16 protein-coding genes are annotated in these 14,784 nt (G+C 41.2%); 3 read left to right on the top strand and 13 right to left on the bottom strand.

The window, feature by feature from the left end; all coding sequences use genetic code 11:
- A partial coding sequence (locus CEF13_RS14610) for an IS3 family transposase (RefSeq protein ID WP_146022772.1) occupies positions 1 to 786 on the top strand: 786 nt, incomplete at its 5' end.
- A 69-nt stretch (positions 787 to 855) separates the two neighbouring features.
- Here CEF13_RS14610 and CEF13_RS14615 read toward each other — a convergent pair.
- The 4 genes from CEF13_RS14615 to CEF13_RS14630 form a co-directional block, all read right to left on the bottom strand.
- Positions 856 to 1,227: a hypothetical protein gene (locus tag CEF13_RS14615; protein ID WP_102711451.1), complete on the bottom strand. Its 372-nt coding sequence runs from the start codon at positions 1,225 to 1,227 to the stop codon at positions 856 to 858.
- A 71-nt stretch (positions 1,228 to 1,298) separates the two neighbouring features.
- Positions 1,299 to 1,922, bottom strand: coding sequence for a HEAT repeat domain-containing protein (locus CEF13_RS14620; RefSeq protein WP_102711447.1), 624 nt, complete (start codon positions 1,920 to 1,922; stop codon positions 1,299 to 1,301).
- A gap of 1,020 nt (positions 1,923 to 2,942) precedes the next feature.
- Positions 2,943 to 3,239 (bottom strand): histidine kinase, encoded by a 297-nt coding sequence (locus CEF13_RS14625; RefSeq protein ID WP_243864965.1) that lies wholly within the window; start codon positions 3,237 to 3,239, stop codon positions 2,943 to 2,945.
- Positions 3,240 to 3,634: 395 nt separating this feature from the next.
- The gene (locus CEF13_RS14630) at positions 3,635 to 4,057 is read right to left on the bottom strand and encodes a GNAT family N-acetyltransferase (RefSeq protein ID WP_102711449.1); all 423 of its coding nucleotides are present in this window, start codon (positions 4,055 to 4,057) and stop codon (positions 3,635 to 3,637) included.
- 336 nt (positions 4,058 to 4,393) lie between these two features.
- On the opposite strand from CEF13_RS14630, the gene CEF13_RS14635 reads away from it, so the two are divergent.
- Positions 4,394 to 5,602, top strand: a complete 1,209-nt coding sequence (locus tag CEF13_RS14635; RefSeq protein WP_102711453.1) for an IS110 family RNA-guided transposase — start codon at positions 4,394 to 4,396, stop codon at positions 5,600 to 5,602.
- Positions 5,603 to 5,856: 254 nt separating this feature from the next.
- Here the strand turns inward: CEF13_RS14635 and CEF13_RS14640 are convergent, their stop codons facing one another.
- Positions 5,857 to 6,789 (bottom strand): NAD-dependent epimerase/dehydratase family protein, encoded by a 933-nt coding sequence (locus CEF13_RS14640; RefSeq protein ID WP_102711455.1) that lies wholly within the window; start codon positions 6,787 to 6,789, stop codon positions 5,857 to 5,859.
- A gap of 55 nt (positions 6,790 to 6,844) precedes the next feature.
- Positions 6,845 to 7,711: a MerR family transcriptional regulator gene (locus CEF13_RS14645; protein ID WP_102711457.1), complete on the bottom strand. Its 867-nt coding sequence runs from the start codon at positions 7,709 to 7,711 to the stop codon at positions 6,845 to 6,847.
- 846 nt (positions 7,712 to 8,557) lie between these two features.
- On the opposite strand from CEF13_RS14645, the gene CEF13_RS29265 reads away from it, so the two are divergent.
- Positions 8,558 to 8,830: a transposase gene (locus tag CEF13_RS29265; RefSeq protein WP_244917158.1), complete on the top strand. Its 273-nt coding sequence runs from the start codon at positions 8,558 to 8,560 to the stop codon at positions 8,828 to 8,830.
- A 311-nt stretch (positions 8,831 to 9,141) separates the two neighbouring features.
- Here the strand turns inward: CEF13_RS29265 and CEF13_RS14655 are convergent, their stop codons facing one another.
- From CEF13_RS14655 to CEF13_RS14700, 7 genes are all read right to left on the bottom strand, one after another.
- Entirely contained in the window at positions 9,142 to 10,059 is a 918-nt protein-coding gene (locus tag CEF13_RS14655) for an NAD(P)-dependent alcohol dehydrogenase (protein ID WP_102711459.1), read from the bottom strand.
- A gap of 26 nt (positions 10,060 to 10,085) precedes the next feature.
- Complete coding sequence (locus CEF13_RS14660; protein WP_146022718.1) at positions 10,086 to 10,304, bottom strand: hypothetical protein; 219 nt, start codon at positions 10,302 to 10,304, stop codon at positions 10,086 to 10,088.
- Positions 10,304 to 10,531, bottom strand: coding sequence for a helix-turn-helix transcriptional regulator (locus CEF13_RS14665; protein WP_102711463.1), 228 nt, complete (start codon positions 10,529 to 10,531; stop codon positions 10,304 to 10,306). The genes CEF13_RS14660 and CEF13_RS14665 overlap by 1 nt, the downstream gene beginning before the upstream one ends.
- A gap of 1 nt (position 10,532) precedes the next feature.
- Positions 10,533 to 10,979, bottom strand: coding sequence for a hypothetical protein (locus CEF13_RS14670; RefSeq protein WP_102711464.1), 447 nt, complete (start codon positions 10,977 to 10,979; stop codon positions 10,533 to 10,535).
- Positions 10,980 to 11,654: 675 nt separating this feature from the next.
- The gene (locus CEF13_RS14675) at positions 11,655 to 12,248 is read right to left on the bottom strand and encodes a chloramphenicol phosphotransferase CPT family protein (RefSeq protein ID WP_102716387.1); all 594 of its coding nucleotides are present in this window, start codon (positions 12,246 to 12,248) and stop codon (positions 11,655 to 11,657) included.
- Positions 12,249 to 12,680: 432 nt separating this feature from the next.
- Complete coding sequence (gene map / locus CEF13_RS14680) at positions 12,681 to 13,421, bottom strand: type I methionyl aminopeptidase (RefSeq protein ID WP_102711466.1); 741 nt, start codon at positions 13,419 to 13,421, stop codon at positions 12,681 to 12,683.
- 477 nt (positions 13,422 to 13,898) lie between these two features.
- Positions 13,899 to 14,501 (bottom strand): TetR/AcrR family transcriptional regulator, encoded by a 603-nt coding sequence (locus tag CEF13_RS14700; RefSeq protein WP_102711470.1) that lies wholly within the window; start codon positions 14,499 to 14,501, stop codon positions 13,899 to 13,901.
- Positions 14,502 to 14,784 lie beyond the last annotated feature (283 nt).

Below are 14,784 nucleotides of genomic sequence, written 5' to 3' on the forward strand. Positions count from 1 at the left end.
CCGCGTAGCACGTACTATTACTGGGTCAGCACCTTTGACCGCCCAGACAAAGACGCAGCCTTAAAAGTTCGTATTACAGCGATTTATCACGAACACAAGGGCCTCTATGGGTATCGTCGTATTACAGATGTGCTGCACAATGAAGATGAGCGTGTAAACCATAAGAAAGTGCAACGAATCATGCAGGAGCTTGGCTTAAAATCCGTCGTGCGTATGAAGAAATATCGTTCTTATAAAGGGAATGTAGGTAAAATTGCGCCGAACATACTGGAGAGGAACTTCATCGCATCACCGAACGAGAAGTGGGTAACAGATATTACGGAGTTCAAACTATTTGGAGAGAAGCTGTATCTATCGCCATCGCCAATGCTCGATTTGTTTAACGGTGAAGTCATCGCCTACTCAGTGAATTCCCGCCCGACCTACTCCCTTGTTTCAAAGATGCTGGATAATGCGTTTGAACGATTGGATGATAAAGATGTCCTTCTTATCCATTCTGATCAGGGCTGGCATTATCAAATGCGTCAGTACCAGCAAGCATTAAAGGATCATGGGATCACACAGAGTATGTCACGCAAAGGAAACTGTTACGATAATGCAGTCATCGAAAGCTTCTTTGGCACATTAAAGTCCGAGTTCTTATACACGCAGGAATTTGAGAGTGTTGAAGAGTTTAAAGCAGAATTAGATCAATACATCACGTACTACAATCACAAGCGGATTAAATCAAAGCTAAAGGGCATGAGCCCGGTACAGTACCGGACTCACGCCCTAGAAGTAGCCTAATAATATAGTGTCTAACTTTTGGGGGTCACATCACAATGGAGTGGTTTTCAGTATCCTATAAAAAGTTCTTCATACTTTCTCATTCTTCTTTCTCCATTCACTTAGCCACATTCTATTGCCAAGACCGTCAGCAGAATCTTCTTTTGCGTATTCCTCAATAACTGCAATCGCTTTTTCTTCCATATCTTTTGTATAATTCATTCTTTCAAGGAGATGATGAGCAACCCAAATATCCAATCTATATTTTTTTTCATTTAATAGTTCAGAAAATTCATCCATTTTCTGTGGGAAATCTATATTTATTCTTTGTGCAATACGAATCATCTCAACAACAGCTTTGTTTGCACGTTTTACCGACTTCTTATTAGAATAATCAATCTCGAAATGAATCTTTGCACATTCCTTATAAGTATCGATTTGATTATCAAACGATTTATTCATATCAATATGAATCTCCCTTTTCAAATATCTATTTACCATCAGCTATCTGTCGACACAATAATATTGTACTTTCATTGTTTGGGTATTTTTCTACTTAATCTTTTTATAGCAGTTTCCCTTGCTTTATACTCATAAAGCCCCTTTTTAACTTCAAGTTTCTCCAACAAAGGGATTGCTCTAATATCCCCAAATTTGCCTATCGCTTCAATTGCATGACCCCTAACTGTTTCATCATTAAAACAATCAATTAACACTTCGTATGCTTCCTTTGTCTTCATCTTTGCCAAAGTTCCCATCAGCATTTGCCTTGCTATTCCATACCTTGGGTTTTTGCATAGTTCCAATATTGCAGAATATGAAGCCCTGTCATCAATAACATACAAAGCATTTCCAACAGCCCATAGGTCAATGTTCTCCCCTTTATAATCTTCAAATATGCTTATTAGAAAAGGAACAGCCTGCTTTAGTCCTTTCTCCGATACAATTCGTGCTATCCAAGTCTTATTAGAGAGTTCTAATTTGGGTGCATACTTTAGCAGTATGTCTATATACGGTTTTGCAGATATTCTATGCATTACAAGAACGTCGGTTGGATTTAAGAGAGTATTATCTATTGCAGTTGAAATGGGAACACCTGCTTGATTAAGTTCCTCCTCCAACATATCCCATGTGACATTTCCAGTTTTTTTAATCATAGTTTTCCCTTCCAAATAAAATCATTCTTCAATCAATTCTCAGATTTAATTGTACCATATATTGGTTTTTTTGTTGATGTCGTATCGCTTCAAATTTTAAACATAGTCGATCGATGGGAGTGCTATGGGGATACTTGAAACCATTAAACACAAATATGATGTAAACCACCACCCATCCCAACACCTTATCAGACCCACTAGAATCAAATCTGACAGCTTATAGCCTTTCACACGATCCAAGTCAAGATCAGAGTACTGAAGCCTCCCGAATCACTCATCCTCTTTATGTCAAAAACTATGCTCTTTGAAAGTTGAAACTTTAGTGTGGAAATATAGTGTCTTTTACTCGTATTTTTCTTTTGATATATTTCAAAATTGATTCATGATTATTTGAAACACGAACTCAGTAAGCCAAGTTGACAATTTGTAAGATATTCCACGGTGACCCCAATCATAAATAACAGCTGTTTATTTCAACACGGCGTTCCATTAAACTGCCCGTTAGTTTAGCGCTACATTTTAACTTATCGGCATTCGGACAATGTTCTTGTCACAAATCAACAATCGGCTCAAGTTCTTGACATTGTCAATTGACAAGAACTTGAGCCGATAAATAAAAAAGCCCGCAGTTTATGCGGACTTGATTCGGACAATGTTTGTGTCATCCGACACTTGTGTCACAATCTATTTTGTATTCTCAGCATTGTTATTTTGTCACTTCCTTTTCGGTTAGTAATTTTGGTATTTGATTAAACCTCTTCTAATAAAAAAGCTGAATCCATACCCTACCTGGACTCAGCATTTTTAATACTTATTATATTTATTGAATCAGTTATTGATTTGTACTTCAAGAGATGTTTTGTTATTGAAAGTTAAAAACCAATTGATTCAGTTATAGGATCGCTGGAACGATTCGAATTTCAAAAAAATACCTACCAATGAAATGGATTTTTTTATATCCGGCTGCCGTCGTGTTTTATTAAGTTAATGTTCCCCGTTAGCTTAATCATTTATTGTGTTTTACGGTTCCTCGGCATCAAGCAAATACCCCGTAAACTCCTCAAGTAAAGCAATCCCCTCCTTCAGGGATTCCCTAGTATCTTCTACAACAAGGTCAATAGTGAAATTTTCGGCAAGTTCTGTACCACCGTCAATCATTACTAAAACCGAATGTAAAACTCCATCAATCTTATCCTGTATAACGTTTTTATAAGCTTCAATTCCTTCATCTGTACCAAGAAGGTTATTTAATATCTGATATTCACTTTTTAAATCAGACCATTCAGGAATAACCGCATTCGGACCGAGGTAGTCCACATTAATCCAAAAATCCCTTATCTGCTTTAAATCCTGAAATAAAGCATTTTGTTAATTCATCAGGCATCCCCCAATTAATTATTGTCATTTGTCGAGTGAAAATAAAGTATTAGACTGGAAATTATCAAGACCTAAACTTAAGGAAATCAAATAAAATAAAGGGTTCCACATATTAGTCATGCATAATATGTGGAACCCTTTATTTTTAACTAACGTGTCCCGTTAGTTGAACGAAATGCACTGTTTGGTCACTATAAAGTCGGTTATCGGAGGCATAAACATAATGAAACTCTTGAGGTTGCCTGTTATCTTGTCGTATAAAAATATTAAGCAAAAAGAATGGCTGTCGAGACTTTCTCGACAGCCTCACAAGGAACCAAATGTGGTTCCTTGTTTTATTTATATTCCATAACCCAGTACTTTTCTTCTCCCGGACGGCCTTCCTCAACAACCTTCTTCCATCCGTTGCGTTCATAAAATGTCAATGCCTTTTGATTTTTAGATACGCATTTTAGTCGCATCGGTTTAGTCATTTTAACGTCAGCTGCTTGCAGCAAACGACTGCCGACTCCTTTCCCTGAGAAATCCGGGTGAACAAAAAGATTATGAATGAAGTTATCCGGCAAATACAAGGAGGTAAAGCCCCTAAGGATACCAGCCTCTTCTGCTACGATGATGAATTCGTCCTCCGTATGCTTGTCGAAATCCTCCAAAGTCATTTCAATAATATTGTCCCATACGAAGGTATTGTGCCGTGATTCGAGATACAGCTTTCTTAGTTCAGGGTAATCCCCTTCATGAGCCTCTCTAATATTCAATTGCTCACTCCCTCTGCACTGAAGTTTTAATGTGATGTATGCCCCTTTTTCAAATATTCACCATTAATACCCAACTATCCTGCCCGTTCGTATTATGGGATCAACCAGTTCTTTCTGGTTGATCCTTTTTTCATTTGCATAGAGGATTAAGGTAGCCGGTTCGAACGTTCCTGCCCGTGGGACTTTGATCCCGAGCGCTATATTGTTCACCCCTACTTGTCACGACTATGATTGAGGCTGGTTGGGACGCGAGATCCCGTATAACAAGCGATGCTATAGAGCGACAAGAAGTATCATTAGGGGCTGCTGGTAAATCTACATGTTGGGAGAGATCAAATGAATTCAGTTATCGGTCTAGATATTTCTAAAGAAGAGAGCCATGGACAAGCCTTTTTAGAGCGTGGAAAACCGTACAGAGGAACGTTCCATTTCGAGCATACTCGAGATGGTCTGGCGAAGCTGCTTCAAGCTGTTCAGGATCTTGAGCATGCGGCAAGACAACGTCCTTTGCTTATTCTAGAAGCAACTGGGCATTACCAAAGCTCTGTTGTTCAGTTCCTCGAGGAGCATCACTATTTATACATCGTCATTAATCCGCTCATCTCGAATCGACTTAGGAAGTCTAACCTTCGTAAAGTGAAGACGGATGCTGCAGATGCTTATCTTTTAGGAGAACTGTATTACAAAGAAGAATTTGAACCTATCAAAAAAAGAGGTGTGCAGCTGCTCAATCTGCGCTATCTGACAAGGCAATATGATTCTCTTTCAAAGATGTGTGTACAGACTAAATTGCAGTTCCAAGCTGTGTTGGATCAGGTTTTCCCTGCTTACAAAGGTGTCTTTGGTGCTATGTATTCAGGCATTTCACTACGGTTTTTAAGTGAATTTCCAACCTCAAATTCGGTTTTGCAAATGGACGAAAATACACTTAATGCTAAAATCAAAGCGTTGTTATCTCCGATACGAGGCCGTTCAGAGGAATGGATTAATGAGAGAGTCAAGCGGTTGCTGCATGCAGCAAAACAAAACCCTTTCGAGCAAACCATGTACGCGAGCCACTTAATCAATTTAAAGGTTCTCATAACCCTTATTCTTCAGTACCAGGAGCATCTTGCTAAGTTGGAACAAAACATCGATGCCCTGGCTGAAGAAATCGAAGAGTATGATTTAATCCAGTCGATCCCCGGTATCGGCCATAAAATTGCGGCAACAATTTTATCGGAAATTGGAGAAATCGACCGATTTGATCATCCAAAAAAATTGGTCGCCTTTGCTGGCATCGACCCCAGTGTCTTCGCTTCTGGTAAGTTTACGGCAACCCGAAATCGAATCACCAAACGTGGTTCCAGACAACTTCGTTATGCGCTCGTTATGGCTGTCCAATGTGGACTTATCCGTTCCCGAAATACGCGAATCAAAGCGTTCTACGATCGCAAACGAGCCGAAGGAAAGCCACATAAAGTAGCTCTAGTCGCATGTGCAAATAAGATGGTTCATTGGCTCCATGCCATCTTGAAAAACAAAAAAACATTCCGGATAGACTAAATAACATTGGTATAACCTTCCAAGATGTAGAGTGAATTGGAGGGTTATTTGGCATTCTTATTTTAACTATAACATATGATTTAAGTTCACTTTACTGGTAATCTTGACAAGCTATTAGCTGGTATAGCTGAGCGGATTTCCAGCAATGCAAAACAAGCGATGGATCGGTTCCACCGCTGTGCTATCGTTCTCCGTTAATTCAATCACTTGTAGGTTCTCCGTGCTGTGTGTAACGGAATCTTTTGAAAGAGAGTTCATCCCACTAAAGATCTTCGAGCTCGATACCAATCGACTGTAGCTGCCAGCGACTCTTTCAGCGGTGTTGCTCTCTGCCCGAACCGGTCCGAAAATTTTTTACTACTTACAACAAACTCCTTCTCGAATTGATAAAACATCTCGATGCATTCCCTCGCTGCCGGAATGAATAGCCCGCCAATGCGCAGCATTCCCTTCCCCATTGGCTTTATCCTTGCTTCAACACCAGCAAGCTGTGCGGCTAACTCTACAAATTCTGCCACGGATACCGCATCCGCATTCGGTACATGCCAAGCCTCTCCATACGCATCCTCTGATTGTCCAAGCGTAACGAGCGCTCTCCCGAAGTCTTCAATGAACGTAAACGTATGCTTCCTGCCGGGTTCGCCTATTACAGACGCGGCCTTACCCATTATGAGAGGCTGAAACATCCTTTCGCCAGCGGACGAATCCGTGACGCCGGGTCCGAAGAAGTCGGACCCTCGACCAACGACGGCCTGAAGCTTTCCACGGTGGTGCAATTCAAGAAGCTGCTCGGCAAGCTTCGCACGGATTCGGCCTTTCTTAGTCCGCGCAGCGTATGGCAGTCCTTCGTGCATCTCGTCGTCCACATCCCCGTACATGTACACATTTTCTGCGGCGACCAGCTTAGCACCGGATGCCATTGCAGCCACGATGATATTCTCCTGCAGCCGTTCGAACCTACCCTCCCATTGGTGATACGGAGGCTGTGTGCATTGATATACCACCGAAGCTCCTGTAATGGCTGCTTTCGCTTGATCCGAGTCCATTAAATCAGCCCTGACAACCAATATATCCTCGGACCCCAGCTGCCGCCCGGAGAAATTCACCACCTGAAACGGTTCCTCCCTCCTTCGAAGCTCCTTGATCACCGATCTTCCGAGTGGCCCTGTGCCTAATACTACATGCATGCTCCTATTCCTCCCTGGTTTCATTTGAATAAAACCAGCTTAAACCCTATAGCAGCTATAGGGTCAATACCTTTTCCACAGGAATTTGAAGCTCCACGATAAACTCGCCTGGGTCGCGCATTTGACTCAAATCAACGACATACTGCTCCACAGCGGGCCCACATTCGGCGTACCCGTTCCGACCCATCCAATCCAAAAGATAACGGTATACATTTTTGCATGACTCCTCGTTAGGGGGGCCGCTGTAGGTAGCTGTAATATATTCGCCGCCAGGCAATGTCCGCACGAACGGGTGTTTGAGAGCGTCCGATGATAGGGGAATACTAACCTCGATATCCGAATCGGTTCGATCAAACGCGAGCAAATTTTCGTGATAGATGCTCATGAGTTGACCCTGTGCCGTCAAGCCATGCATCTCCAGCGTATCAAACAGCTGTGTAAAGCGAACAACAGACGCCTCCATTCCGCACACCGCCCGCTTTCTTTCGAAAGCGATAATGCGGTCAGCCAGCTGCTTCAATTCAATTAGGACTACTTCTCCTTCGGAATCAAGCTTCTCATTCAGACTTCTCAGGCTTTCCAACTGTCTGATTCGGTTCTCTATAGAAGCATGCGCTATTTGAAGACGTTCGATTTCCTCCAGCGTTTCTTGTTTCTTCCCCTTCAAAGCTGCTGTTAGTCCGTCCAGGCCTGACTGTTTCAGTATACTGCCGATCTCCTCCAGTGAGAAACGCAGACTCTTCAAATCCTGCACAATTTTTACCAGCAAAATATCCATATTCGAATAATAACGATAGTGGGTAAAGGGATCAGTCCGGCTCGGACACAACAGTCCAACGTTATCGTAATATCGCAGCGTCTGGATGGAAATCCCGCATATCCGTGACACGTGCCCGATCGTATAAGATTGATCATTAACCATAATACAGCTAACACCTCACCAGAGTATTAATAGTCGTTTACTAAACTTTGCCTCCCCTTATTCTGCTTCAATTACTTTTTTGGGGTATATAACCTATTCGTTGGCCCCTCCCAATCGCCCTTTTCGAGAAGTCCTATTCCTTCATATTTGACTTCATGCAAACCAAGTCTTTGTCCCATCAGCGTAACGACCTGCCCTTGTTTCATCTTCTTACTAAACTCGCATAATCTCTTTCATTTACCATGACTCCGTTTTTCAAATGTTTGATGTAGTAGGCATTAGCTTCTAATTGTTTTTCCAGTTTCGAAAAGGTTGCTTCATTCACAATGCAAAAAGGGTTTGTTTTCGGCTGTAGGCCATTAAATACATTACTGAGGGTTTCTGGTGCGTCTATTTCATGATAAGTCTGTATGACAATTTGTGTTCAAGTCAGTTTCCCCTCTCATTCGTTTCAACCTTGTTCGCTATTTGTTTCTCAGTTGTCAGCTGGTTATGTTATCCCATCCGTCTATGCGTTGAGTTGATCGGATAATTTTGAAGGCAGTTCAACCTAAAAACCAGGACTACCCCCGCCGATACCATAATGGATATGTCTCGCCTTTTTCTCCAACATTCTTTTTCAAACCGTTGTATACCATAAGATTGCCCAGGGGCATTTCTAATATATTCCACATTCCTCCGAACTAACCTGCCCGATAGTTGAGCGCTACATTTTAACTTATCAGCATTCGGACAATGTTCTTGTCACAAATCGACAATCGGCTCAAGTTCTTAACATTGTCAATTGACAAGAACTTGAGCCGATAAATATAAAAGCACGCAGTTTATGCGGACTTGATTCGGACAATGTTTGTGTCATCCGACAGAAATTCATATTCTGTCACTCTCAGCAAACGAGGCCGGCCACGTTTGCGTCATTTTCTTTATCTCATGACGATGAGTATGGTCATGACAAATCCAGAAATTAGAGCATCACATCGTTACAATGTAGAGGAAAAGAAACGGAAAGAGATGAAATTCATTATGAAATTATGCGGTAAAGTAGTACGAATGCTCATAGCTCTTGCTAAAAACAATACATCTTACGAACCGATAAAGGTATTCACTCAAGCAGCATAAACCAAACGATCCTCACCAGCTCAAGTATTCGCAGGATGACAAGAAGGACGGAGTATCGGGAGACATACGACCCGTTGAGACATGGGAGTAAGAATCGCTAGGGCGAAGTGGAGACGTGCAGATATGGAACAATATGGGTGATTGCTACTCACCCTTTATTTCCGTATGCCCAATTATCCGGCTCCCCCATCATCCTCTTCTTCAATTCAACTACAGGGTGAAATCCTGCGAATTCATGAGTCTGAGTGAGGAAGTTGAATCATACCGAGGGAGTTCAATGATCCGTACTGATACGGTTCTCCGCGCTGTCACTAGCGGCAAGTTTCTCTCACAGTTACGACGACATTCCCCTTCTTATGTTTTTGTTCGACATAGCGATGGGCATCGGGAATTTGTTCCAACGAATAGCGTCTATCGATGACTGGTTTAATTTTACCGACTGCAAGTAACTCTTGGAGGAAGATAAGGTCTTCAACGCGAGGCTTTTGTGTCTGATGCACACTCACATATTTTCCTTTCGTACGCAGTGCTTTCTTGAATGTCGATTTTTTGATTTTCGATATCTGTTTCCCGACGGCATCAAAGATTAAATCATAGCTTTCACCAAGCGACGTGAAATCCTGTTTCGTATAATCTATAACCCGATCGGCTCCTATAGATCTCACCATCTCAAGATTGGCGTTACTGCATACCCCTGTTACATCTGCCCCGTAATATTTGGCAAGCTGCACCGCATAAGTACCTACACTTCCAGAGGCTCCATAAATAAGAACCTTCATTCTGCTCGCGATATTCCCCTTCCTAAGAAAATTAAACGCGGTTATTCCCCCGATGGGAACAGCGGCAGCCTCCTCATAGCTCACATTGACCGGTTTGATGACCACTATTCCATCTTCAGGCAAACATTTATACTCGGCATATGCACCGAAGCCAAAACCACAAAACGCAAATACTTGATCACCGATCTTAAATCGTGTTACATCTTTGCCTGCGGCTTCAACTTCCCCAGCTAACTCAAACCCCAATATCGTTACTTTTTTGGGCCTTAGGAGACCATTGTACAGTCTTGAAAGGAGTGGGTCGGCCTTTCGCATGCGCCAGTCCCCCGCTGTTACCGTTGTCGCATATATTCTGACCAGTATTTCATTGTCCTTCGGTGTAGGTTTTTCTTCCTCCTTCAGATGAAGAACATCGGGCGATCCGTATTTGGCATATACAATTGCTCTCATCCTTGCCCTCCTTGATTATAATATTTTCATTCTAGTGTTTGCTTAGTGGAGAATTGATCAATAACCCCGAATAATTCTAACAAGTATGCAAGAATAATCAGCGCCGAACCTTGAATCAGATAATCGGGAACATCTAGGATTGGCTTGTATAAGATAAATCCCCCGATGATCGCTGTATCTGCTGCAACAATAAACAGAACGCCAATAATTCTTGATGCTGCCTTGGTTGAAAAATTCATTTTCACTAATCTTCTTCCGTGTTTCCCCCGTAGAAAAATACTTCTTCCAACGGCAAGTTAAAGGCATAAGCAATTCGAAAAGCCAACTCCAAAGACGGTGAATAGTTGCCCTTCTCCAGGGCTACGATCGTTTGTCTGGTTACGCCCGCCATGTCGGCTAACTGCTGCTGGGTCATCTCATTGTGATTAAATCGTAATTTTCTGATATGGTTGCCGACAAAATTTTTACCCATATTAGATTCCTCTCCTGTAATGATACAGTCTCGATAGGGATCCCGTTACATCCGAAAGAAAGCCGGAGGCGATCAAGATGATGAACATCGTCTTCGAGGGCTGATCCATAACCAGGGAACCCATAGCCAGGAGAAAACCGATGACAAACACGGCAAATGAATTTCGGAAGGCCAATAAGTCAATGCGCTTATCCAGTTCATCCGCAAATGAAGGTTCCTTTTCACCCGTCGTCATTCGGAAGACGATGTTAAAAACGATGCTGATCACGATATGCGCTGCGATAGAGACCACGGTCAAAACGAGGACAAAGGATCCCCAGTAATGAAAGGTTTCCGTTGAATCCAGCGCTGCTTCGGGATACTGCGGGTACTTATACAGGCAATAAACTGTAAAAATGAGTATGGTGCTGATTAGCGATACGATGCTCTTCTTCTCTTGATAAGTCATTATCGCCCCCCCTTTATAAACTGGTGTAAATTATTGTATGCAATATGTAAGGAAGCCTTGACATAAAGTTAAATTAATTTTACATAAAAAATGCCGGACACTACCTGATAAGGTAGTGTTCCGGCAACAGGGGACGAAAATTTCGCCATACTTGTGGTACGGTTCATCTTAATTAATCTTCAACTAAACTGCCCGATCGTATTATAAGGTCAACCAGTTCTTTCTGGCTGATCCTTTTTTTATTAGCTTTGAGAATTGAGGTAGACGGGTCGAACGTAGCTGCCCGTGGGACTTGATCCCGAGCGCTATAATGTTCAGCCCTACTAGTCATGACCATGATTGAGGCTGGTTGGGACTTAAGATCCCGTATAACAAGCGATGCTATGGAGCGACAAGATGAAGTCACAGAGGAGCGGGGCTGCCGATAATTCCGGAAGCCTGCTAGTAATGTTCTTATCGTCTCCGTCAGCGTAATGTGGCGATGAAATTGATAATGCGGGTTAGCTGTGTACGACTACGGTTAATGATATGAGTTCTTGTCCATTTCGGCTAAGGATGTCATCCGACACATATATTGTTACACAATATATGATATGTATTTTCGATCATCAAATAATAAGTTCTAAAACCTCCCCGGATTGTTTTGAATATGGTGTTGTCTGATGGATACGCCAACTAGGAAACACTAACATTTCTTTTACGTAATTTCTTAAATACCGAGTATTCCTTATTGGACTTAATAAAACTTAATATCTTTTCGGCACATTCTGTTGGATTCATCTCTTCCGTATTTACTTCGAGGTCATATTCATCAAAGCAATATACTTTGCTAAACTGTGAAGCTGCTAGTCCAATCTGTCTATCTCCTCTTGTTTGCTCTCTTCTTATGAGTTCTTCTTTCGAGCATATTACACCTATAAATAACGTAGGCTGATCTAAAAATTGATCAAGAAACTCATTAAACCTCTTGTCATTGTCGATTACGGTATCCACTATTACATTAAAACCCATTTCTGATAACAATTTAATTGTCGAATGATACACTGAGAATATGGAATCATCAAGTATTTGTGAGACAACTTGATGATCTATTTCTCTTGTAGGTTCATCTGGAAATTTATTATTAATAAAATCATTGTAATTATTAAAAAAATCATCAATTGATAAATGATAAAAAAGAATCTCTTTCTGATTTATCAGTTCAGTCGATATGGAGGTCTTTCCAGAACTTGAAGTTCCATTTAGAAAAACTAATATCCCTTGCTCCAATTTAATCATCCCTTCAAAAAAAATCATTGCCTATCTTTCAGATAACGTTATATTCACAAAGTTCATAAAATTATCCAACTCAGAAAATATTCGAGAAATGATTGAAATATCCTTCCAGTTAACCAAAGCTTTTATCGCTTTTATTCCAATCTCAAGAGAACGATTTTTATTATTTTGATATATCACTTCTAGCCAATCTCTCTCATTGTCCTGCTGAAATGTAAATTTTTAGTACATAAATTTCATCCTTTTTCGCTTTTTCAATTAATTGATTGTGTATGTAAAATGAAAAGACGTTTACTTAGCCAGGATACGACTAGGTTAAACGTCCTTAATCACTTTTTTAAAATTCAAAATTGTTCTTTGAGCCACTTCTGATTTTGCTCTGCAATATATTGCTCAGCATTTATTAATAAGGATACTAACTCCAACTTAAAGTGTGACAATAATCGGACCATTTTTAGTAAGGATAATCGTGTGTTCCATTTGAGCTACATAGCTTTTTTCTGTAGCAAAGGTCCAACCGTCTTCTGTTTGGAATACTTCTTCTTCAAAGGTTGAGATAAATGGTTCGAATGCGATAACCATCCCTTCCTTTAATAATTCATCATCCCATGTATTATTATAATTATAAATATGGGTAGGTGCTTCGTGTATGTTACGTCCAACACCATGTCCTGTAAGGTTTTTGATAACAGTGAATCCATGCTGTCTCGCTGTTTCGAATACTGCTCTTCCGATACCACTTTTTTTGGAACCGGGTTTTGCTCTCTTAAGACCTGCTTCAAATGCCTTTTTAGCAACGTTGCATATTTTCGCTAATACTTCTTCTCCTTCTCCTACTACAAATGAGATTCCTGTATCTGCGAAATAACCGTTCTTTGAAGCAGATACATCTATATTTACTAGATCCCCTTCATGAATAACCCGATGACCCGGAATACCATGTGCCACTTCTTCATTAAGACTAATGCAAGTATAGCCAGGAAAATCATATTCATCTTTTGGAGCTGAAACTGCACCTGCTTTTTCTAAAAGTTCTCCCGCTATATCATCGAGTTCTTTGGTCGTTATACCAGGAATTGTTCTTTGCACCAATTCATCTCTAATGAAGGCAACAATTTTACCAATTTCCTTCAAACCATTAAAATCTTCTTCTGTTTTTGCAATCATTTTTTCCTATCTCCATATCTATCTAAGTATTAGTTATACTTTATTTTTAATAGCAGAAAGGGACATGAGTTCGCCTATTGCGATTTCCCCTGAATCCATACACTTTTTCACCCTTCAATGGTTGGCGATTTTCAAACTCATGTCTTTGCTTTTCGAACTTTGCTTCAAATTCAGCACGCATATGCTCGATGCGTTCTTGAAGCGTTTCTCTTTTTGAAATCCCTTTGGTAATTGATTTCACATGTTTCTTTTGCTCTTGGCTTCGTAACTAGGTTCAAACCCATGCCGAGCGAAACGGATTCTCGGTAGTGCGCGAGCTGCTCGGTCATTACGTAGGAAGGAATGGTTTTTACGATCGAGCCGATGTTTAATGCCGGAAAAGCGTTTGCACCATTCTCCTTAAAGAACCGCACCGCGAACGACTCGATATCGAGCGTCGTGACACCCGGCCGAATCATACCTGCGATTGCATTTCATTCATCTATCCTTTGACTGTATGCCTGAAAAAATCATATCGACGATTCCTTCCACATCCATCTCGTTCCGCATATTGTGGTGGATGTTCAATGTTGTGCAGCCAACAAGCGAGCCAAATATCAGATTAGCTGTTTTCTCCGGCGATTTGGAACCGATTCCTTCACGAATCATGTCTACAAACGGCAAATAGATCCGTTCCTGAAAATCGGCAAACAGCTTGATGAACCGGTTTCCCGGGAAGTGATGAAAATTATCCGCAACCGTTTTAAGCAAAATAAATACGGAAGGATCTTGGATGCACTTCCGCAGTAGCAGCCTGGAGAACGACTCAGCTTTAAGCAAACTGCCGCCGTCCCCCGTCAAAGCGGGCAGTACAGCCGACTCCGTTCGATTCAGGGCATCCCAAAGTAAATCTTCCAAAAGCATGTGCTTACTTTTGTAGTAATGATACACGGTTCCGTAACCGAGCTCTGCCTTGACCGCAACATCACGTATTTCCAATTGAATGCCCTTCTCCAAATATACTTCCGCAGCCGCTTGCATAATTTGGTTCATCCGCATCTCCCTGATCGCATCATTCTGTTCTTTGGTACGTGGTGACATGGCTCCTCCTTTTTAGACCTGCAGTAATGTCAATTTAAAACCAATATACATCATTTAGAAGTAAGGATCAAGTACTTCGATTCGCCTGCTTTTTGCGAGCCAAAGTTGATTTGCCTGAACCTTCAGAACCTATAAGTACGTTTTTTTTCATATTGGCCCTCGTCAAATGGAATTAATAAACTGAAAACTGATTTTTCCTTAATTATATAATAGTCATAGCTATCACGCTAATCTGCCCGTTAGCTTAACGAATATAAGAGCAGCTGCCGCAGCAAACTGCTAT

Origin of the sequence: Paenibacillus castaneae (assembly GCF_002884445.1) — a bacterium.
Taxonomy (GTDB): domain Bacteria; phylum Bacillota; class Bacilli; order Paenibacillales; family Paenibacillaceae; genus Pristimantibacillus; species Pristimantibacillus castaneae.

What these genes read in the sequence shown, in the direction of transcription:
- CEF13_RS14655 (WP_102711459.1), bottom strand. Translation starts at nt 10,059, where the DNA reads ATGAGAGCAATTGTATATGCCAAATACGGATCGCCCGATGTTCTTCAT.
- CEF13_RS14635 (WP_102711453.1), top strand. Translation starts at nt 4,394, where the DNA reads ATGAATTCAGTTATCGGTCTAGATATTTCTAAAGAAGAGAGCCATGGA.
- CEF13_RS14640 (WP_102711455.1), bottom strand. Translation starts at nt 6,789, where the DNA reads ATGCATGTAGTATTAGGCACAGGGCCACTCGGAAGATCGGTGATCAAG.
- CEF13_RS14615 (WP_102711451.1), bottom strand. Translation starts at nt 1,227, where the DNA reads ATGAATAAATCGTTTGATAATCAAATCGATACTTATAAGGAATGTGCA.
- CEF13_RS29265 (WP_244917158.1), top strand. Translation starts at nt 8,558, where the DNA reads ATGTTTGTGTCATCCGACAGAAATTCATATTCTGTCACTCTCAGCAAA.
- CEF13_RS14665 (WP_102711463.1), bottom strand. Translation starts at nt 10,531, where the DNA reads ATGGGTAAAAATTTTGTCGGCAACCATATCAGAAAATTACGATTTAAT.
- map (WP_102711466.1), bottom strand. Translation starts at nt 13,421, where the DNA reads ATGATTGCAAAAACAGAAGAAGATTTTAATGGTTTGAAGGAAATTGGT.
- CEF13_RS14700 (WP_102711470.1), bottom strand. Translation starts at nt 14,501, where the DNA reads ATGTCACCACGTACCAAAGAACAGAATGATGCGATCAGGGAGATGCGG.
- CEF13_RS14670 (WP_102711464.1), bottom strand. Translation starts at nt 10,979, where the DNA reads ATGACTTATCAAGAGAAGAAGAGCATCGTATCGCTAATCAGCACCATA.
- CEF13_RS14620 (WP_102711447.1), bottom strand. Translation starts at nt 1,922, where the DNA reads ATGATTAAAAAAACTGGAAATGTCACATGGGATATGTTGGAGGAGGAA.
- CEF13_RS14645 (WP_102711457.1), bottom strand. Translation starts at nt 7,711, where the DNA reads ATGGTTAATGATCAATCTTATACGATCGGGCACGTGTCACGGATATGC.